This window comes from Fibrella arboris (genome assembly GCF_041321095.1).
GTDB classification, from domain to species: domain Bacteria; phylum Bacteroidota; class Bacteroidia; order Cytophagales; family Spirosomataceae; genus Fibrella; species Fibrella arboris.
Map to the genome: position 1 here is coordinate 1 of NZ_JBGGWE010000018.1, position 19,789 is coordinate 19,789.

Genomic DNA, 19,789 nt, shown 5'->3' on the forward strand with positions numbered 1-19,789 from the left:
ACGACGGGCTATTTGCAATCCGTCGAGCAGATTCAGAACATCCCACTGAAGACCGTCAGCAGCGTTCCCGTACGCGTGGCCGACGTGGCCACGGTACAGATGACGGGGGAAACCCGGCTGGGTATTTTTGATCTGAACGGGCAGGGCGAAGCAGTAGGCGGGATCGTGGTGATGCGCTACGGTGAAAACGCCGACGAGGTCATTGGCAACGTCAAAAAGAAGATGGAAGAGGTCGCGAAAGGCCTGCCTGAAGGGGTGAAATTCAACATTGTCTACGACCGTAGCGGGCTGATTCAGGAGTCGGTCGCGTCCATTCAGCACACACTGATTGAAGAAATGCTTGTCGTCTCGCTGGTTGTCATTCTGTTTCTGCTACACTGGCGGTCGGCCGTCAGTATCATCATTCAAATTCCCATTACCATCGCCACGAGCTTTATTCTGCTCAACGCCTTCGACATTTCCTCAAACATCATGTCGCTGACAGGCATTGCGCTGGCAATTGGTGTGATTGTCGATAACGGCATCATCATGGCCGAGAATGCTTACAAGAATTTAGCCGTTCGGCAGGCTGAACTAACGGCTGATCGTACCGGGAAGCAGGCAGATACGCCAACAGGCCCGGTCAACGACACGACATCGGCCACAAACGGCAATGGGCAAAGTGACTACATCAATGGACAGTCGGCCCCTGAACCCACCCCACAAACGCGCTAATATCATGTGGAAAAAGATAAAAAGTTGGTTCGGTTACGGCCCTAAAAACTATGTAGAGATCCCTGACGAAGAACGGCTGGCAATTATTGAACGGTCGAGCATTCAGGTGTCAAGGGGCGTATTTTATTCGACCATCATCATCATTACCTCATTTTTACCAGTATTTCTCCTGACCGGCCAGGAAGGCAAGTTGTTTCACCCGCTGGCCTGGACGAAGACGTTTATCCTGCTTGTTGATGCGTTTTTAGTCGTTACACTGGCCCCTGTGATGCTGTCGCTGTTCATGAAAGGCCGTTTCAAAGATGACCATGCCAACCCCATTAACCGCTTTCTGGAACGGATTTATGAGCCCATTATCCGCTGGGTAATGCGCTGGCGCAAGACGACCATCGGTATTAACCTGCTGGCACTGGCCATCAGCATACCCATGTTGATGAGCCTCGGCTCGGAGTTCATGCCGCCCCTGGATGAGCAGTCGATTCTATTTATGCCCGTGACCCTGCCCGACGTATCGAACGCCGAAGCCAAGCGGATTTTGCAGGTGCAGGACAAACTCATCAAATCGGTCCCGGAAGTGGCTAAAGTGCTGGGCAAGGCGGGGCGGGCCTCGACAGCGACCGATAACTCACCCATCAGCATGATTGAAACCATTATCATGCTTAAGCCCAAGGCCCAATGGCGGGAAGGCATTACTAAGAAAGACCTCATTAACGAACTGGACGCCAAACTCCAGATTCCGGGCGTGGTCAACGGCTGGACGCAGCCTATCATCAACCGGATCAATATGCTGTCCACAGGTATCCGTACCGACGTAGGCATTAAGGTACACGGGCAGTCACTCGACAGTATCTATGCTGTTTCGGAACAGGTTAAAGCTGCTTTGAACGGAGTGCCCGGCGTAAAAGACCTGTACGTTGAGCCCGTGACGGGCGGCAAGTACTTAACCGTTGATGTGAACCGGGAGGCTCTGGGCCGCTACGGGCTGAATGTGGATGACGTCAATAACGTGGTCGAATCGGCCATCGGCGGTTCTCCCATCGGGCAGACTATCGAAGGTCGTCGCCGGTTTTCCATCAATGTACGGCTGGCGCAGGATTACCGGAACAGCGTCGAGCGCATCCGGCGCATTCCAATTGCCACGGCAGCTTTTGGTACGGTTCCACTTTCGGCGGTAGCCACGGTCAAGTTTGAGAACGGCCCACCAATGATTACGTCGGATAACGCGCTGCTTAGGGGTGCGGTCATGTTCAACGTGCGCGACCGCGATCTGGGCGGCACCGTTGAGGAAGCTATTGCCAAAGTGAACCGTGAATTGAAGTTACCTAATGGTTATTTTCTGGAGTGGAGCGGGCAATATGAAAACCTCATTCGGGGCCGACAAACCCTGCTGCTCATTGCGCCCATCGTACTGGTAGTCATATTTCTTTCCCTGTACTTAGCCTTTGGCTCAGCGCGGGAAGCGTTTCTGAGTCTCATTACCATTCCCTTCGCGCTGATCGGCGGGGCCTACATGGTGTACTTCTACGGCGTAAATCTATCGGTAGCCGTAGCGGTGGGATTCATTGCCCTGTTTGGCATTGCGGTTGAAACGGGCGTAGTGATGGTTATTTACCTCAATGACGCCATGAAACAACTTGTAGCCAAGCGGGGAAACTCCCGCGAAACCATCAGTCGGGAGGAACTTCGGGAGTACGTGATCAATGGTGCAGCCAAGCGGTTAAGGCCCAAAATCATGACCGTTTCGGTAGCCCTGTTTGGTCTGGTGCCGGTGCTGTGGGCGGCTGGTGTGGGCAGCGACGTAATGTTACCGATTGTCCTGCCGATGATTGGAGGGGTACTGACCTCTTCCACACATATACTGCTCGTCACCCCCCTCATCTTCTTGATGACCAAGGAGTATGAATTACGCAAATTTGGTAAACTCGACGTATTAGATGCATCGCATTAACCCCATACCGATTCTTTGTCTATTGCTGGCGGGTCAGGGCTACGCTCAGACAGTCGTGCAACCGGTACCGGCTCCCCGAAGGGGCCAGAATGAGACCGACCCCGCCGTGCGACGGACCGTGCCGGTGCTGCCGCTGGATAGTGTGCTGATCCGCATTGACCAGCGTAACCCCCTGCTGAAACCTTTCGGAAGCCGGGCCGCTGCTGCCCGTGCCTACGCCGAGGGAGCCCGTAGCTGGATGGCCCCGATGGTCGGCGTAGGTACGTTCATGGCCCCTTATCCGGCGCAGATGATTATGGACGAGCGCGACAAAGGCTTTGGCATGGTCTCCGTCGAGCAGGACATTCCAAACCGGGCCAAGCAGCGGGCCACACAGGTCTTTCAGCAGTCGAAAGCCGCCGTTGAGGAAGCTGGACGGGGCGTAACGCTCAACCGGCTGCGCTCGGATGCCAAACAACTCTACTTCGATTGGCTCATACTGGAAAAACGGCGGACTGTACTGACCGAAAACCGGCATATTCTGCAACTGATGAAAAAGCTGGCCGACATCCGCTACCCCTACCAGCAGGGCAGCTTAGGTAACATCTACAAAGCGGAAGGACGGCTCTACGAGCTGGACAACATGGTGACGATGACCTTGGCCGACATCGAGCGCAAACGCATTGGGTTGAACACGTTGATGAACCGGCCCACAACCGAGGCATTCCGACCGGATACCACCCTTCGGCCGACTGAACCGCAGCAGGCCCTGCCCACCACGGAAGACATTGGCCAGGTACGTTCCGACATCCGGCGCATGGACCGGCAGATTTTGAGTATGCAGGCGGGCATCGAAGCGCAGAAGGCGCAGGCCCGCCCCGACTTTCGCATCCGCTTCGATCACATGCAGCCCTTCGCCGGGGTCAAGAGCATGATGCCCACCCAGTTTACGCTGATGGGTATGATTTCGATTCCGGTTGTGCCTTGGGCCTCACGGATGTACAAAGCCGAAATTAAAGGCATGCAGCAGGATATCGAAGCTATGCGCTATGAGCGGGTAGGAATGCTCAACGAAACGCAGGGCATGGTCGCCCAGATGCTGAATGACATACGGAACATGCGAACGCAGGTAGACACCTACGAACGACGGGTAATTCCCACCCTGCGCAAAAATTACGACACCCAGCTGATTGCCTACGAACAGAACAAAGGCGAATTACCCGTCGTCATTGATGCCTGGGAAACACTAAATATGACGCAGATGGATTACTTGACGCGCCTACAGGACTATTACCGAATGATTGTGAGCTATGAACGGGAACTGGAGAAATAACAGGCAATTGGGGTCAATGGCCCGGTTACTGGTGCTAGCATTAATACTCCTTGCGAGCTGCAAAACCGGCAATGACAAGAACGAATCCTACCGCTCCGGCGGACCGGCAACCGGTGGGCACACGGGGCACAACCAGGCTGCTGAAGAAATTGCTTATACCTGTCCGATGCACCCGCAAATAGTGCGGGACCAACCCGGTACCTGCCCGATTTGCGGCATGGATTTGGTCAAAAAGGTGAGCGCGGGGGGTGATAGCCTGGTCGTTGATGCCGACCTGAACGCGTTGCTGCAATCAACCGACTCGGTCGTAGTCGCCAACATCGCCACGGTTCATCCCGAACGGCGTGATGAAGCCGTTTCGGTGCAGGCCAACGGGATCGTGACGTATGATACGCGTCGACTCTACACCATTCCTGCCCGGTTTGGTGGGCGGGTGGAGAAGCTGTACGTACGTTTCAATTACCAGCCGATTCGCAAAGGGCAAAAACTGCTCGAACTCTATAGTCCCGATATTGTAACGGCTCAGCGCGAACTGCTTTACCTGCTCGATGCCGACGCGGATAACGCGCCATTGATTGCGTCAGCGAAGCAAAAACTTCGGCTACTGGGTGTCACAGACGGGCAAATTACCGACCTCGTCCGTACGCGCAAGCCCAGTTACTCACTGGCCGTGTTTAGCCCTTACGACGGCTACGTCGTAGAGGAGTCAACCGGTTCACCATCGGCAGCCACGCCCGCATCGGGTGGCATGGCAACTGGCGGGTCGAGTACAGGCATGGGCAGCGGTGGGGGCATGAACGGCGGAGGAGCTACGGCGGGAACGGATGAAGTCACGTTCTCCACACCGAATCAGGCACCGGTTAGTGGTGCTGTCGCTGGGTCGCTGTTGCTTCGGGAAGGACAGTACGTCCAAACCGGTCAAACTCTGTTCCGGGTGGTCAATGCCAGCCGCCTGTGGGCTGAGTTCCGGCTATATGCCCGCGATGCTGCCGGAATCAAACCCGGCGATGCGTTGACCATCTCGTTTGATCAAACGGGCCAGCCACCATACCCGGCGCGGGTAAGTTTCGTAGTCCCCTTCGTGGAAAAAGGGACCCCCTTTGTTACCGTGCGGGCTTACCTGCCGGGTAGTAATTCGGTACGGGTAGGTCAACTGGCCCGGGCAGACATCCGTCGGGGTACCACGGGGCGGCATGCCGGCGATGAGCTTTGGTTACCCGCAACGGCCGTGCTTGATCTAGGCAATGAGCAGGTTGCGTTCGTGCAGCAGGAAAGGCTGGGAGTTTTTAGACCCATCCGTGTCCAGACAGGGGCTCAGGCAGGTGGGTTCGTGGCCATCAGAAGTGGCGTGACGAAAGAACAGGCCGTGGCCCGGAATGCCCAGTTTTTAATTGATAGTGAAAGCTTCGTTAACGTAGCGCAGGCTACCCAATAATATGATACGACGATGGCTGTATGGTTCGGCGGGGCTATTGATACTGCTCAATGCTTCCTGCAAGTCGGGAGGTACGTCCTCGACTAAAGGGGATGATTCGACGCAAATTGCCGCCAGCGACCCTGATCATTCAGGACATAATCACGGCCCTGACGGGGAGGTAGGTACAACCTATACCTGCCCCATGCACCCACAAATTGTGCAGTCGGCACCGGGTACGTGTCCTATTTGCAGCATGGACCTGGTCGCTGTGGGTAAAACGGGTACAAAAGCCGGTGAGCGGTCCGACGCATCGGTTATGCTTAGCCCCAGTCAGATGCAGTTGGCCAATGTGACGGTGCAACCGGTATCGTCGGGCAGCATCGGTAACAGCACCGTCCTGAACGCCCGGTTAGCGGCCGATCAGCAGCAAACGGATGTCATCAGCAGCCGCGTGGCTGGCCGAATTGAGAAGCTGTACATAAAGGAAACCGGCCAGACCATCCGTAAGGGTCAGGTACTGTACGAAATCTACAGCGAACCCCTGCTTACCCAGCAGCAGGAATATTTGATCGCTTTGCAACAGGAGCAGGAAATAGGCAACGGCGAAGCGTCGAACGCATCCGGGCGGTATAGTCAGTTTCGCCAGGCCGCCGAGCAGAAGCTCCGGCTCTACGGCATGACCGCTGAACAGATTGCCGTATTAGGCCGAACCAGGAAGGTCCAGCCCCGTATTCCGTTCGTGGCTCCGGCAGGGGGTACTGTTACCGAGATTGCGGCTACTGAAGGGCAATACGTCGGTGAAGGGGCCTTGCTCTACCGGCTGGTTAATCTCGGCCAGCTCTGGGTCGAGGCTGAGTTATACGCCGGTGAAGCGAAGTACGTTAAAGTCGGCGACCGGGTATCCGTTCAGGTAGTGGGTTACGAAGGGGATTTGACGGCACGGGTTGCGTTCATTAACCCCGAATACCAGGCGGGTAGTCAGGTGCTTATCATGCGAGCTGTCCTGGCAAATCCGGGCGGGCGGTATCAACCCGGTCAACAGGCTCAGGTGCTGCTCCGGCATGGCGTACAGCGCGGGCTGACGCTGCCCGTAGATGCGGTCGTGCGGGGGGGTGAGGGCGCGGTCGTGTTTGTGAAGACCGGGCCGGGTACATTTCAGCCGCGCCGGGTGCAAACCGGCACTGAAACGGATCAACGCGTGGCCATCACCAAAGGTCTAAACGGCGACGAGACCATAGCTATGTCAGGGGCCTACCTGCTCTATAGTGAGTTGATTCTTAAAAAAGGAGTGAACCCGTTTACAAAACAGGCAGACGAAGCGGGCGTTAAATCGACACCAAACGCCGAGACAAACCCAGCACCGGTTGCCAGTCGCCGGGCGGAATCAACCTCAGTCAGCCAGTCCGGAGAGCCGGTACCAGATCCCTCGTCTGGCAAACCAACGGGTAGTGGTGCACCTGACGCCTTCAAAAAGCAGTTAACGGGTGTGTATGAAGCCTCGTTAAAATTGACTGAAGCGTTGATAGTCTCTAATAGTGGAAGCACAAAAGTTGCAGCAACCGGGGTCGAAAAGGCCCTTTCAGGGGTGGACATGAAGCAGATAACCGGTCAGGCCCATACCGACTGGATGACGTACCTGAATGCCATGAACGCGGCTCTGAAAACGATTCGTGGTACGGGCGATCTAGGCAAGCAACGCACGGCCTATGCTCAGTTTGAGGACGGTTTGTACCGAAGCGTGAAGACGTTTGGCATTACGGATAAACCAGTGTACCGCCAATACTGCCCGATGGCTCTGAATAACAAGGGCAGTTACTGGCTCAGCGACAAGAAGCCCATCCGCAACCCCTATTTCGGTGATCAGATGCTGACCTGCGGAGAAACGAAGGAAGAAATTAATTAATCAGTTACGTCAGACCACTTGCTTAAAAGCAATTTCTATGGCTCTACCTCTATCCATCCGTGCATCCCGGTTTCAGTCACTAAACAGGAAACTCAGACGCTTTCCCGCCAAACTGGTCAAGCTGGTAATAGGCAAAGGGGCCCGATGGTATTATCGCCGATTGGGGTGTCAGTTTTTAGATAAACCACAAACAGCCTATCAGCTTGAACCGTATCAACGTCTTACTTACCCTGCTAACACACTGTCCCTGTCGGAGATCACTGACTTGAGCAATCCTGCGAAGGTGTATTTCACTGCCATTCAGTCAGCAACAGAATCCGTCTCTGTGTGGCTTTTAGGACAGTTCAACGGAGCGCTTCGGCAACTTCCGTATGGTGGCATCCGCAGTCGGAAGTTTATTTTTTGTACGGATATCGACACGGATGACTTCTTTCGAAACGTCCTTCACCGAAAAAAGCGCCAACAAGTCAGCACTACGACCTTGATTGCTCCCTGGAGTCATTACTTGGATGGTATTGTCTGGGGCGGCTATTTTGACTTCGTGATGTTAGTGGCGGGAAAGTTATGCCGGATAAAAGAAGCCATTCCTGAAACTACGTTTAATGAAGCAATCGTAGCTTACCCATTATTTAACACCGCCTACGAGCGTGAGTATCTTTCCTTAATGGGTATAGATCCGGCCCGTATCGTGGACACCCGCACGACGCAGGTACGTTTTGAGCAATGTGTGCTGGCGAATACCGGCCACTGGTTTTATCCAAACAAGGCAGACATCGACGCGCTCCGCAAACACATCTTATCAAAACTCCCTGCACCAACTGGAAAACGCAGTCGGGTGTACATTAGCCGCACGGGTCGTCGCCGGGTGATCAACGAGCCTGATTTGATAGACTTGCTGCGACGCTATAACATTGAGGTGATCGAAGACAAGCCACGTTCAGTAGCTGAACAAGTAGCTATCTACCAAAACGCCGAATTTATAATTGGCCCTCACGGGGCCTCGTTTGTCAATATCCTCTGGTGCCAACCTGGTACTCATCTGTTCGAGTTGTTCGCTCCGACCTATTTCCCCGATTTTTACCGAAACATAGCTGAGCAACTTGGCCTATACTATTCGGCCTACTTTCAAGGCTCGGCAGCAACGGGGGGTTGGGCTGAAGGATTAGAAGACGATATGTATGTGCCGATGGATGAGCTGGAGCGGTGTTTGGAAAAACTTTTACTCACCAAATAGCTTTCGCTCATCACGTAACGATGACCGCTCAATCGGCGCTGGTTATTCAATTCAGAAAAGTGTGTAATTAAGAGCAAGAATTCTGCAATGCCTCTATGCTAGAGAATACGGCTTAATCAGTTTTATACCCCCTGTAACACAAAAGTAGCAATTAGACTGACAATTTGCTTTTAAACTGCATTTTTGCTTCATTTGTGTAAAATATAGCCTTTAAAGCCATGCTAATTGAATTCAAGGTCTCGAACTTCCGTTCGATCAGATCTGAACAAGTCTTCACAATGTTGGCAGAGAGCGGCAAGAGTAAATCTGACAATACATTTACCATAGCGTTGGCTGATGGTACCGAAGAGCGGCTACTACGGTCAGCCGTAATTTATGGTGCAAATGCATCGGGGAAGTCCAACTTCATTAGAGCGTTCCATGCCCTAAGCTACTTTGTCAGTAAATCATCAAGTTTTAAAATTGACAAATCAATCGAATGCTACGAGCCCTTTGAACTTGATTTAGTGTATCAAAATGCACCAGTTGAGTTTGAAATCAGTTTCGTAAATAAAGACTTAGTTAAATATAAATACGCTTTAAAGTATGATCGCAAAATGGTCTTATTTGAAAAGTTAGATTTTTACCCAAATGGTAGACAATCAAATTTATTTGAACGAAATAGTAGCCCCGATGAATACGATGAAGTAGAGCTTGGCAAAAGCTTGAAAGAGAAAAGAATATCAAGAAAGGTATTTAAGAATCAATCTTTTTTGTCGCGGTTTGGCTCGAATGAACCACACAGCCAATTAACCCCTATTTATCGTTATTTGGCAGATATGAATGTTTGGAATGCAACAAATAAATTAAGACTTGAAACGCTAAAAAAAGAGATTGCTGAATATCTTCATGAGCCAGGTCACGAAGCATTCGCTAAGAGGTTAAGTAAATTGATAATGATTGCTGACACGAAAATTGAGCAGGTTTCGGTAAAAGTAGCGACCGAAAGTGATTTCGATTTTCCTGAATTTTTACCTGATAACTTAAAGCAAAAAATTGTAGAAGATAATAGAATAAAGGCGTTTGCTACACATCTATTATATAATGGAGCAAAAGAAGTAGGCAAAAAGGAATTACCCTTTGAAGAAGAATCACAAGGCACAAATGTATTATTCGCTTTGGGTGGGTTAATTCTTCAAACCCTTGAAAAAGGTGGCTTGATAATCGTGGATGAGCTGGATAATAGCTTACATCCAAAATTATCTAAGTTTCTTGTTCGCTTATTTAATAGTCCTATCACGAATACACTTAATGCTCAATTAGTATTTGCCTCTCATGAGGTAACCTTATTAGACAAAGACAATCTTCGCAAAGATCAGATTTGGTTTACAGCTAAAGATAAATACGGGGAAACAGAATTGTACTCTGCCAATGATTTTGAGGGAGTTAGAGACGATACTCCATTTGACAAGTGGTATAATAGTGGCAAGTTTGGTGGTGATCCAAAAATAAAAGAAGTTGAATTTATCTTCGGCAATGACTAAGAAAAAACGGACTCTTGCCACATCTATATTCATTGCTTGCGAGGGCAGAAACACAGAACCTATTTATTTTGAACGTATTAAAGAGCAAGTTGAGGAGGATGGAATTCTTGCAATAACTATATATCCTGATCGTGAAGAAGAGAATCCTAAAACTGACGCTATCGGATTAATTAAAGAGGCTCAAAGTCGGCTTGACGACTTTGATGAAGTCTGGGCTGTTTTTGACAAAGACGGTTATACAAAGCATAAAGAAGCATTTGAAGAAGCTAATAAAATAATAAATGGCAAAAAAATCAACGTAGCTTTTTCTAGTATCGCTTTTGAGCAGTGGGTTTTATTACACTTCGAAAAATGTTCAACTGCTTTCGGTAAATCTGAGAATATTGTCCATAAGCTTAATGCTGACAATTATTTTCAGGATTATAGCAAGAAGGCTAATGTGGATATATATCCAGTGATAAAGGATAAAACAAACTCAGCTATAGAAAATACTGCTTGGTTAAGAAATGAGCTGCACGATCAACTATCAGTGAATTCGCTTTACGAGCTTACATGCTACACTGACGTAGATGTACTTGTAAAGAGATTACTTGGGATTGAAACATCTATCATTTGGGCTTCGTTGAATTCAACAATAACCGTCGATACTCTGTCAATTTCACCGAGATTGAATAATAACAGCTTAATTCTTGAAATTACAAACACAGGTCAGTCTTCCTACTTGATTAATCCAAACAATCTGGCAGATATTATTCATGCTTTTGACAATTACAATAATAGAGTTAATTTAAATATTATTGCCACTGTCTTGATTGTACCTGGAGCAACCGAGGAATGCACAGTTTTGCTTCCAACAGATAACAGCGCCGAACACTGTTATTTCAATCACTGTCAGTGCAAACTCCGATTACCATTGAGTTAGTAAAGAGCACCAATTATTCTTTATCAGTAGAAAGACTCCGTTTCAGTAACTGCGCGTTCAGGGCCACAATCACCGTACTAGCACTCATTAATACGGCACCGAGGGCCGGACTAAGTACGAAATTGGGATATAGTACCCCAGCCGCTAACGGAACTGCAATCACATTGTAGCCCGTCGCCCAGAAAAGGTTCTGAATCATCTTGCGGTAAGTAGCCTTTCCAAAATCAACCAGGTTAGTAATGTCAGTGGGTTTGCTATTGACTAAGATAATATCAGCGGTTTCGGCGGCTACGTCGGTGCCGGAACCTACGGCAATGCCTACGTTGGCCTGCGCCAAGGCAGGAGCATCATTGACACCGTCGCCGGTCATGGCTACGAACTGGCCCTTTGCCTGTAAGTCCTTCACGATGGTTACTTTCTGGTCAGGCAACACCTCGGCAAATACTCCGTCCAATCCCAGTTCTTTGGCAACAGCATCGGCTACTTTCTGATTATCGCCGGTGGCCATATAGACCTTGATACCCGACTCCTGCAAGCGTCGAACGGCTTCTTTAGAATCATCGCGTATACGATCAGCTAAGGCTACGTATCCCGTAAGTTGATCGTTTATCAGAACGAAGATTACCGTTTCGGCTTCGCTGCCAGTGGCATCCGGGGGCAGTTTGATACCTTTCTCCTTCAGATAGCCAGGGCTGACAACCACAACCGATTTTCCGTTCACTGAAGCCGTAACGCCCTTACCCGTAATGGATTGAAAGTTGCTGATGGATGGCAAATCCAATTTCCTTTTCTGAGCCTCACGAACAATGCCTTGGGCAATCGGGTGTTGTGACTGTTGTTCCAGAGCGGCTGTCATACCTAACAAGGTTGTCTCGTCCATGTCTGCCGACAACACCTTGACGCGTGTAACGCCAAATTCGCCTTCGGTCAGCGTACCGGTTTTGTCGAAAACCATCGCGGTAATTTTGCGGGCTTCCTCAAAGGCAGTCCGGTTGCGAATAAGTAGTCCCTTTTGGGCTGAAATGGATGTGGAGATGGCAACTATCAGCGGAATAGCCACGCCCAAGGCATGGGGGCAGGCTGTCACCATTACCGTAACCATCCGCTCGACAGCAAAAGCTACGTCTTTACCCAGCAAAAGCCAGGTTACAAGGGTAATTATCCCCACCGACAGGGATACAATGGTTAGCCAGCCCGCTGCGCGGTCAGCCAGTGTCTGGGTTTGTGATTTGGCATTCTGAGCCTCCTCAACCATTTTAACCACTTTGTTGAGGTAGCTGTCTTCCCCCCGATGGGTGACCTTAATTTTGAGCGACCCTTCTCCGTTGACCGCCCCGGCGATAACCGTATCGCGCAGCGCTTTCTGTACGGGTACACTTTCACCCGTTAACATACTCTCATTGACCGCACTATCCCCCTCAACTACCTCACCATCAGTCGGAATACGTTCTCCGGGTCGAACCAGCACTACGTCGCCAATAGCCAGTGACGTGACGTTTACGTCGCTGATGGCATCTCCATTCACCTTGTGGGCATCAGAAGGCAACATCTGTACAATCAACTCCAATGAGTGTGAGGCTCCGGCTACCGATTTCATCTCGAAATAATGTCCCAGCAGCATGATATCAATCAGCGTGGCCAGCTCAAAGAAGAAATCCATACCACTCAACCACCCCATCGATACTACGACGCTATAGACATAGGCCGTGGTGATGGCTACGGCAACGAGCGTCATCATGCCCAACTGCCGATTCCTCAATTCGCCTATCATACCCGTTAGGAATGGCCAGCCGCCGTAGCCATAAATGATGGACGCAAGCAACAGCACCACCCCATTCCGAAAGGGGAAGTCAAGGGTGTAACCAGTCAGGTCGCGAAACATCATTGACAGGAGGACAACCGGCACCGATAAGGCGAGACAAATCCAGAACCGGCGTAAAAAATCGGCGATCATGGCTCCATGATCATGCCCCCGCATCGGCGGACCGACGTGTCCACCATGACCGCCCTGCTTACCATGTCCCATCTTAGAATGATCCATCTGGGCGTGATCCATCGACTCATGTTCCATCCCTATGCCGCCCTGATGTTGTTCAGGACTGTCGGGTCCACTCTGGCCATCGTGCCCAATATGTTGCAGTGCTTTCTGTTCAGCGGGTGATTCGGCAGCAGACGCTACGGGGTTTGTTGCCGGTACGTGGTCATGCGTGGGATTGGCAGGCGACCCACTTGCCTGATGGTCGATAGCTATGGGGGCTGGTTCATCATGGGCTTTCATTACATGAAATGAACCGACCAGCGAAACTAATTGCTGTATGTCGGCAACAGAAAGATGTTGTTCAGCCGTAAGCAAAGCTTCGGGTGGGTCAACGGTTAGCCGGGCGTCGATGATACCGGGCTGACCAATCAAACGGTTTTGGATGGCTTCGGCCTGCTCGTTGGTCGTTAATCCGTGTATCATATACCGGTGCTGATGCGTCATATTCCTGTTTCCGTTAGCATTCGTTGTGTATTCTGAAAGCGCAAAACACGCAAGCTCATCAACTTAACTCGCTGTAAGCTAAAAAGGGCCGTACTACAAAAATTCTGCAAGGCAAGTCCCGAATTTTGCAAGCCCTGGCATCATTCATACCCATAGCTTTGTTTGTTAGTGTATAGAGTATAGTACGTTTATTTCCAGGAGTGCGGTGACAGGGTAAGTAGTCAGACCGGTATTTAATCGTTCGACGGACCTGTGAGATATAGCCCGATAGAGATGGAGCCAACAATAATAAAAGCGATTCAACCCGACGACCAGAACGCCGGTAACGCGGAACACCAGACAAGTTTGCTACGAATTCGGGGCATGGTGTGCGCCCGTTGCATTGATGTCGTTCAAAGCCAACTAACTCATGCTGGTTTCGATGTCCTTACTGTTCAGTTAGGAAAGGTCACACTTCGAGACGCTTTGACGTCGAATGACATTGAGCGCATCCAGACTGTTTTATCGAAGCAGGGATTTAGTCTTCTGGAGGATCAACAGAAAATGACCGTTCACCAGCGAGCCAAAACCTTTGTTGATTCTTATTTCGCACAGGCGACTGACCTTAGCGAAAGCAACATCGGATCCGCACCGGCGGACCGGCCGAACCGCCGTCTATCAACCCAGATTCAGGACGCGCTGGGTCTGGATTATGACACCATCAGCGGTCAGTTTACAAAAACAGAGGGCATCACGCTGGAACGGTATATTATCCTCCGGCGAATCGACAAGGTGAAAGAATGGCTGGTGTACTCAGATGAGACCCTCACTGAGATTGCCCACCGCACGGGTTACAGCAGTGTGCAACACCTTTCCAACCAGTTTCGGCAGCAGACCGGCTTGACTCCTTCCTATTTCCGTCAGGTACGTCAACAGAAGCAAGTATTGCAGCAGGGGACTCTGTAAGCAGCAACCGATAGGCCGGTGGTTGTTCATCTTTAGGTATCTCCTAAAATCTCACAAGCGGTCGGGGTAATTGTATAACGTAATGGGTGGTAAGCCTGGCGACCTTTGTCCTATAAATTGACGAAACGATGATGACCCAACCCATTACTGCCCATGCAAAATCCGTAACTACGGGTGAGCTAACTCGCCAAACGTTTCCAGTGCTGGAGATGACCTGTGCAGCTTGTGCCGTCAGTGTCGAGTCCATGCTTAGCAATACACCCGGCATTGCAAAAGCGGCCGTCAACTACGCCAACCAGTTGGCTTCGGTCGAGTATGATGCTAAACTGATTACCCCAGCCGGGATGCAGCAGGTACTGCAATCTATTGGCTACGATTTAGTGGTGGATGTGGATGATCCTCAGCAGGTACAACAGGAAGCGCAACAGCGACAGTACGAATCACTGAAAAAACGAACCTTATGGGCCGGAATTCTATCCGTTCCAGTGGTTGTGCTGGGCATGTTCTTTATGGACTTACCGTACGTCAACTGGGTCATGATGGCCCTTTCGGCTCCGGTCGTGTTTTGGCTTGGTCGGTCCTACTTTGTGAATGCCTGGAAGCAGGCCCGTTATGGCAAAACAAACATGGATACGCTGGTAGCGCTGTCAACAGGCATCGCCTTTCTGTTTAGTGCCTTCAATACATTAAATCCTCAGTTCTGGCATAGCCGGGGTTTGCACCCGCACGTTTATTTTGAAGCTGCTGCAGTGGTGATCGCTTTCATCTCGCTGGGCAAGCTGCTTGAAGAACGGGCCAAATCGAATACCTCGTCGGCTATCAAGAAGCTGATGGGTCTCCAACCAAAGACAGTGCGAATCGTCGAGGACGGGGCCGGGCCGGATTCGGTCGAACGCGATATCCCCATCGTACAAGTGCGCGTCGGTCAGCTCATCGTCGTGCGACCGGGTGAGCGGATTCCGGTAGATGGGGTTGTTGAGTCCGGGGAATCGTATGTAGATGAAAGTATGATTTCGGGTGAAGCGGTTCCGGTAGTAAAACGAACCGGGGAACCCGTTTTTGCCGGGACTATCAATCAAAAAGGGGCATTCCGCTTCACAGCTCAAAAGGTGGGTGGTGAAACCGTGCTGGCGCAAATTATCCGCATGGTGCAGGAAGCACAGGGGAGCAAGGCCCCGGTGCAAAAATTAGTCGATAAGATTGCCGGTATCTTCGTGCCCGTAGTGATCGGCATCGCTCTACTAACATTCGGAGCCTGGATGCTCTTTGGTGGTGAAAACGCCTTCACCCACGCGCTGTTAACCTCTGTGACAGTACTGGTCATTGCATGTCCCTGTGCGCTGGGGCTGGCTACTCCTACAGCCATCATGGTCGGTGTTGGTAAAGGGGCCGATAACAACATCCTCATCAAAGACGCGGAAAGTCTGGAACTCGGCTACAAAGTCAACGCCGTTGTGCTGGACAAAACCGGCACCATTACCGAGGGTAAACCGACCGTAACGGATCTGGCCTGGCAGATAAGCGACGATGAGATAGCCAATGTAATGTCGGTGCTCTACGCCCTGGAAGCACAGTCTGAACACCCGCTGGCCGATGCAGTAGTTGAACGGTTACGCAGCGGTAAGGTAACCGGAACAACCCTGAACGAATTTGAGAGTTTGACCGGTAGGGGAGTTGTAGGCCGGGTTGAAGCCATAACCTACATGGTCGGCAACGCCCGACTGCTGGCAGAACGGGCGGTTACGGTGAGCCCCGCCATTAAACAGGTAGCCGAGAGCTGGCAGGAAGCGGCCAAAACGGTGGTGTATTTCGCTGACCAAACACGCATTCTGGCCGTGTTAGCCATTGCCGATCCGGTCAAAGAAACCGCCCGCGAAGCGATTCATACCCTCAAAAAGCAAGGCATTGCTGTTTACATGATGACCGGCGATAACAAACAGACAGCCGGGGCGGTTGCCAAAGCGGTTGGGCTTAAGGACTTTCGAGCGGAGGCTCTACCCGCCGATAAAGCTGAATTCGTCAAACAACTACAGGCACAGGGTAAAGTCGTCGCCATGATCGGCGATGGTATCAACGATTCACAGGCACTGGCGCAGGCTGATGTCAGCATCGCGATGGGACGCGGTTCTGATATCGCGATGAATGTAGCCAAGATGACGCTTATTACCTCCGACCTGAATAGTGTACCCAAGGCTTTGCAACTATCCCGTAAAACCGTGCAGACCATCCGGCAAAATTTATTCTGGGCCTTCATCTATAACCTGATTGGGATTCCCATTGCAGCCGGGCTGTTATACCCAGTGAACGGCTTTCTGTTGAACCCAATGATTGCCGGGGCAGCCATGGCGCTCAGCTCCGTGTCAGTGGTTACCAACAGCCTGCGGCTTCGGGCGACTAAGCTGTAATGAACGAAAGGAACAGTTTATTGATCTGTGCATTAGTCTGTAATGAAAGCGATTTCCTTTTTGTTGAAGAAGGCCTGCACTAGCTTTGGATCGCTTTTCAGGTATTCGACTTCGTCAAGAACTGCTACCGACAAGTCTTTAAGATTTTTGAAGACTTGATTCTTCAAACCACGCTTTAACTGACTCCAGACTAGCTCGACGGGGTTGAGTTGGGGGCTATAAGCCGGTAAACGTTCCAGATGAATCCGTCCTGGACGTTCTTTCAAAAAGGCTTTTACCACTGCACTCCGATGGATCGCTGCCCCATCCCAGATAATAATCATGTCCCGTTTCCGATAACGCCCGCACAGTTTTTTAAGGAACCACACGATGTCTTCACTGGTGAAGGCCTGGTCTTGACCCGCTACATAGATACGACCGTTAGGAGCAATTGCAGCAATCAAACTCAAATGAGCACGACCTGCTTGCTCAACTAATACCGGGGTCTGCCCACAAGGGGCCCACGTGTGGGCTAGTAAAGGCAGTAAATAGCATGCTGACTCATCGACATATAAAATAACTCGCTCTTCCTCTTTAGCTTTTTTTGAGTTCGGGCAAGCGCTCGTCTCGCCATTAAGTCACGGCTTGCGGGTCTTGCTGCTGAGCTTTCCGCTGCGGCTTTTGTCGACTCCAACCGACCTTCTTTAAAATACGGCCTATCTGGGAAGGATCATAACTGACGCCAAAGAGCTTTTTAACTACTTCATTGACCCGGGGACGTGTCCAGACGGCCCCGCTAAAACCGTGATGCTCGGCTCCTTTATGGAGTTCGGTTACGAGTTGGCTGAGCTGTTCGACCGATAAACGGGTTGGGGCTCCTGTTCGTTTACCTTCCTGTAGGGCTGTCACTCCTTGCTCTCGGTATTTTTTCAGGGTTCGACTTACCCAGGGCTGCGTTAGACCAAATGCCTGAGCAATTGCTAGTTGCTGCCAACCCGCCTGGCTGAGTTCAACACAGCGTCGGCGAAGTAGTTCGTAATCGGATTGTTTGTAGTTCGCCATACCAGCAAAAGTACCTTACATAACGAACTTACTCACGCATCAATAACAAGACATATACCAATTAATAACAACGAATATGGAAACGCTGAATTTTAAGACAAACATTAAGTGTAGTGGTTGCGTGGCAACGGTAACGCCTTTTCTCAACGACATCGAACAACTCGATGGATGGAATGTAGACACCGGCAGCCCGGATAAGATTCTAACCGTGCAGACAACGGACAACCGCATTGGTGAGGAGGTTCGAAAAGCAGTCGAACGGGCAGGCTATAAAGCAGAACCAATACCACGGCCCTGATTTCCAAAAGTTTTGCAAGCACATAGACTGAATTTTGTAAGCTGTCTGGCCATCCGGTCAGACAGCTTATGTGTTTACTAGGTAACTGATCCAATGCGGACAAGCCATAGTAAATTAAAATTAACGTTATGAAATTTTTTGTATGTCTATTCCTGAGTTGCTGGGCAGTTCTGCCTGCTCGATCTCAGCATCATCAGTCAATGCCTGGTATGCCCGGCACATCTGATACCATCAAATCCACCTCCACCGTCTCCCCGTCAAAAGCGTCTGCGGCCCGACAAATGGACCATAGCCAAATGAATCATGGTACCATGAAAAACATGGTCGGCATGAACCAGGCCATGGGTGATTCGACCCCGATGGCTGGCATGATGACCCATTCGTTTTCGCGGAATTTGCCCATGAACCGTAATGGGTCGGGTACGTCCTGGCACCCGGACAACACGCCCATGTACGCCTACATGAGTCACGGCAAAAAGTGGAGCTATATGGCTCACTACAGCCTGTTTTTGCGCTATAACAGTCAGAACACGAATAATCGGGATAAGCGAGGTAGTGGTCGGCAGTTCGATGCGCCAAACTGGTTTATGGGTATGGCACAACGGCAAGTTGGTCAGCACGGTCTACTGCTGATTCGAGTTATGGTGTCATTGGATGCCCTGACAGTCGGTAATAGTGGCTATCCCCTTCTGTTCCAGTCGGGCGAATCCTACAAAGGGCAACCCCTGATTGACCGGCAGCATCCTCATGATTTATTCTCTGAGTTATCTGTTGGCTATACCCATGCCTTCAATCGGGACGTCGACCTGTACGGATACGTAGGTTACCCGGGCGAACCAGCTTTGGGACCACCGGCCTTTATGCACCGGATCTCCACATTCAACAACCCCGATGCACCTTTAGGACATCACTGGGAAGATGCCACCCACATTCTCTTTGGCGTAGCTACAGTGGGTTTCCGCTATAAATGGGTGAAGCTGGAAACGTCCCGATTCACAGGCCGTGAACCGGATGAACAACGGCTTAACTTTGATAAACCCCGATTTGACAGCTACTCCTACCGCCTGTCGGTAAACCCGTCTCCTGCCTTAGCGCTACAATTTTCCCAGGGCTACATTAAAAGCCCGGAAGATCTGCATCCTGAAGATAACACTACCCGTACAACAGCGTCAATACTGCACAGTGTACCACTGGGAAGCCGGGCAGATCATTACATTAGCTCAGCCTTTGTGTGGGGGCTAAACAAGTCGCATGGCAACGGGGAACAAGCCTTCCTGGCTGAAAGTAGTTTGCAAATGGGCCGCACCGCCTTCTACGGCCGCTACGAAAACGTTGGTAAGTCGCCCGAAGAAATCGGGCTCCAGGCCGAGATTCCCAACCAGCGTGTGTTAGTTAACAACGCGTTGACGCTGGGGATGAACTACCGGGTTGTTCAATATGCCAGCACCGATGTCGTTCTGGGCGCACAGGTAACAGGCAATATGCCGGAACAGGCACTGCAACCCTACTACGGTAAGTTTCCGCTCTCGGGCGAAGTCTATCTGCGCCTTACACCCTCGGTGATGGTGATGAATGCGATGCGGGGCATGGGTGGCATGAACCACAAAATGAAGTAAACGTAACAGGACCGGCGAAGAGGTCTAAT

The 19,789-nt window shown here is 50.8% G+C and carries 15 protein-coding genes; 12 read left to right on the top strand and 3 right to left on the bottom strand.

Annotation, left to right across the window (positions count from 1 at the left end; all coding sequences use genetic code 11):
• From ACAW75_RS23285 to ACAW75_RS23320, 8 genes are all read left to right on the top strand, one after another.
• A partial coding sequence (locus tag ACAW75_RS23285; RefSeq protein ID WP_370731173.1) for an efflux RND transporter permease subunit occupies positions 1-714 on the top strand: 714 nt, incomplete at its 5' end.
• Between the two features lie 4 nt (positions 715-718).
• Positions 719-2,662, top strand: coding sequence for an efflux RND transporter permease subunit (locus tag ACAW75_RS23290; RefSeq protein WP_370731174.1), 1,944 nt, complete (start codon positions 719-721; stop codon positions 2,660-2,662).
• On the top strand, positions 2,649-3,974 hold the full coding sequence (locus ACAW75_RS23295; RefSeq protein ID WP_370731175.1) for a TolC family protein: 1,326 nt from the start codon (positions 2,649-2,651) through the stop codon (positions 3,972-3,974). Before ACAW75_RS23290 ends, ACAW75_RS23295 begins: the two co-directional genes overlap by 14 nt.
• Positions 3,952-5,409, top strand: a complete 1,458-nt coding sequence (locus tag ACAW75_RS23300; protein ID WP_370731176.1) for a heavy metal-binding domain-containing protein — start codon at positions 3,952-3,954, stop codon at positions 5,407-5,409. The genes ACAW75_RS23295 and ACAW75_RS23300 overlap by 23 nt, the downstream gene beginning before the upstream one ends.
• Before the next feature lies 1 nt (position 5,410).
• Entirely contained in the window at positions 5,411-7,294 is a 1,884-nt protein-coding gene (locus tag ACAW75_RS23305; protein ID WP_370731177.1) for an efflux RND transporter periplasmic adaptor subunit, read from the top strand.
• A gap of 37 nt (positions 7,295-7,331) precedes the next feature.
• On the top strand, positions 7,332-8,528 hold the full coding sequence (locus ACAW75_RS23310) for a glycosyltransferase family 61 protein (protein ID WP_370731178.1): 1,197 nt from the start codon (positions 7,332-7,334) through the stop codon (positions 8,526-8,528).
• Between the two features lie 218 nt (positions 8,529-8,746).
• Entirely contained in the window at positions 8,747-10,051 is a 1,305-nt protein-coding gene (locus tag ACAW75_RS23315; protein WP_370731179.1) for an AAA family ATPase, read from the top strand.
• Positions 10,044-10,973 (top strand): RloB family protein, encoded by a 930-nt coding sequence (locus tag ACAW75_RS23320; protein WP_370731180.1) that lies wholly within the window; start codon positions 10,044-10,046, stop codon positions 10,971-10,973. Before ACAW75_RS23315 ends, ACAW75_RS23320 begins: the two co-directional genes overlap by 8 nt.
• Positions 10,974-10,986: 13 nt before the next feature.
• Here ACAW75_RS23320 and ACAW75_RS23325 read toward each other — a convergent pair whose 3' ends face one another.
• Complete coding sequence (locus tag ACAW75_RS23325; RefSeq protein WP_370731287.1) at positions 10,987-13,251, bottom strand: heavy metal translocating P-type ATPase; 2,265 nt, start codon at positions 13,249-13,251, stop codon at positions 10,987-10,989.
• Positions 13,252-13,818: 567 nt separating this feature from the next.
• Between ACAW75_RS23325 and ACAW75_RS23330 the strand changes: the two genes are divergently transcribed.
• A complete protein-coding gene (locus ACAW75_RS23330; RefSeq protein WP_370731288.1) occupies positions 13,819-14,400 on the top strand; it encodes a helix-turn-helix domain-containing protein in 582 nt (193 codons plus the stop codon).
• Positions 14,401-14,528: 128 nt separating this feature from the next.
• A complete protein-coding gene (locus tag ACAW75_RS23335; protein WP_370731181.1) occupies positions 14,529-16,805 on the top strand; it encodes a heavy metal translocating P-type ATPase in 2,277 nt (758 codons plus the stop codon).
• 32 nt (positions 16,806-16,837) lie between these two features.
• Here the strand turns inward: ACAW75_RS23335 and ACAW75_RS23340 are convergent, their stop codons facing one another.
• Both ACAW75_RS23340 and ACAW75_RS23345 read right to left on the bottom strand, forming a co-directional pair.
• Positions 16,838-17,362, bottom strand: coding sequence for an IS630 family transposase (locus ACAW75_RS23340; RefSeq protein WP_370731289.1), 525 nt, complete (start codon positions 17,360-17,362; stop codon positions 16,838-16,840).
• A 55-nt stretch (positions 17,363-17,417) separates the two neighbouring features.
• Complete coding sequence (locus tag ACAW75_RS23345; RefSeq protein WP_370731182.1) at positions 17,418-17,846, bottom strand: helix-turn-helix domain-containing protein; 429 nt, start codon at positions 17,844-17,846, stop codon at positions 17,418-17,420.
• Between the two features lie 76 nt (positions 17,847-17,922).
• Between ACAW75_RS23345 and ACAW75_RS23350 the strand changes: the two genes are divergently transcribed.
• Together ACAW75_RS23350 and ACAW75_RS23355 are read left to right on the top strand one after the other, a co-directional pair.
• Positions 17,923-18,144, top strand: coding sequence for a heavy-metal-associated domain-containing protein (locus ACAW75_RS23350; RefSeq protein ID WP_370731183.1), 222 nt, complete (start codon positions 17,923-17,925; stop codon positions 18,142-18,144).
• A gap of 296 nt (positions 18,145-18,440) precedes the next feature.
• Positions 18,441-19,760 (top strand): hypothetical protein, encoded by a 1,320-nt coding sequence (locus tag ACAW75_RS23355; RefSeq protein ID WP_370731184.1) that lies wholly within the window; start codon positions 18,441-18,443, stop codon positions 19,758-19,760.
• Positions 19,761-19,789 lie beyond the last annotated feature (29 nt).

Excerpts from the sequence above, each read along its gene's own strand:
- ACAW75_RS23290 (WP_370731174.1), top strand. The coding sequence starts at position 719 with ATGTGGAAAAAGATAAAAAGTTGGTTCGGTTACGGCCCTAAAAACTAT.
- ACAW75_RS23295 (WP_370731175.1), top strand. The coding sequence starts at position 2,649 with ATGCATCGCATTAACCCCATACCGATTCTTTGTCTATTGCTGGCGGGT.
- ACAW75_RS23300 (WP_370731176.1), top strand. The coding sequence starts at position 3,952 with ATGAACGGGAACTGGAGAAATAACAGGCAATTGGGGTCAATGGCCCGG.
- ACAW75_RS23305 (WP_370731177.1), top strand. The coding sequence starts at position 5,411 with ATGATACGACGATGGCTGTATGGTTCGGCGGGGCTATTGATACTGCTC.
- ACAW75_RS23310 (WP_370731178.1), top strand. The coding sequence starts at position 7,332 with ATGGCTCTACCTCTATCCATCCGTGCATCCCGGTTTCAGTCACTAAAC.
- ACAW75_RS23315 (WP_370731179.1), top strand. The coding sequence starts at position 8,747 with ATGCTAATTGAATTCAAGGTCTCGAACTTCCGTTCGATCAGATCTGAA.
- ACAW75_RS23320 (WP_370731180.1), top strand. The coding sequence starts at position 10,044 with ATGACTAAGAAAAAACGGACTCTTGCCACATCTATATTCATTGCTTGC.
- ACAW75_RS23325 (WP_370731287.1), bottom strand. The coding sequence starts at position 13,251 with ATGAAAGCCCATGATGAACCAGCCCCCATAGCTATCGACCATCAGGCA.
- ACAW75_RS23330 (WP_370731288.1), top strand. The coding sequence starts at position 13,819 with ATGGTGTGCGCCCGTTGCATTGATGTCGTTCAAAGCCAACTAACTCAT.
- ACAW75_RS23335 (WP_370731181.1), top strand. The coding sequence starts at position 14,529 with ATGATGACCCAACCCATTACTGCCCATGCAAAATCCGTAACTACGGGT.
- ACAW75_RS23345 (WP_370731182.1), bottom strand. The coding sequence starts at position 17,846 with ATGGCGAACTACAAACAATCCGATTACGAACTACTTCGCCGACGCTGT.
- ACAW75_RS23350 (WP_370731183.1), top strand. The coding sequence starts at position 17,923 with ATGGAAACGCTGAATTTTAAGACAAACATTAAGTGTAGTGGTTGCGTG.
- ACAW75_RS23355 (WP_370731184.1), top strand. The coding sequence starts at position 18,441 with ATGAATCATGGTACCATGAAAAACATGGTCGGCATGAACCAGGCCATG.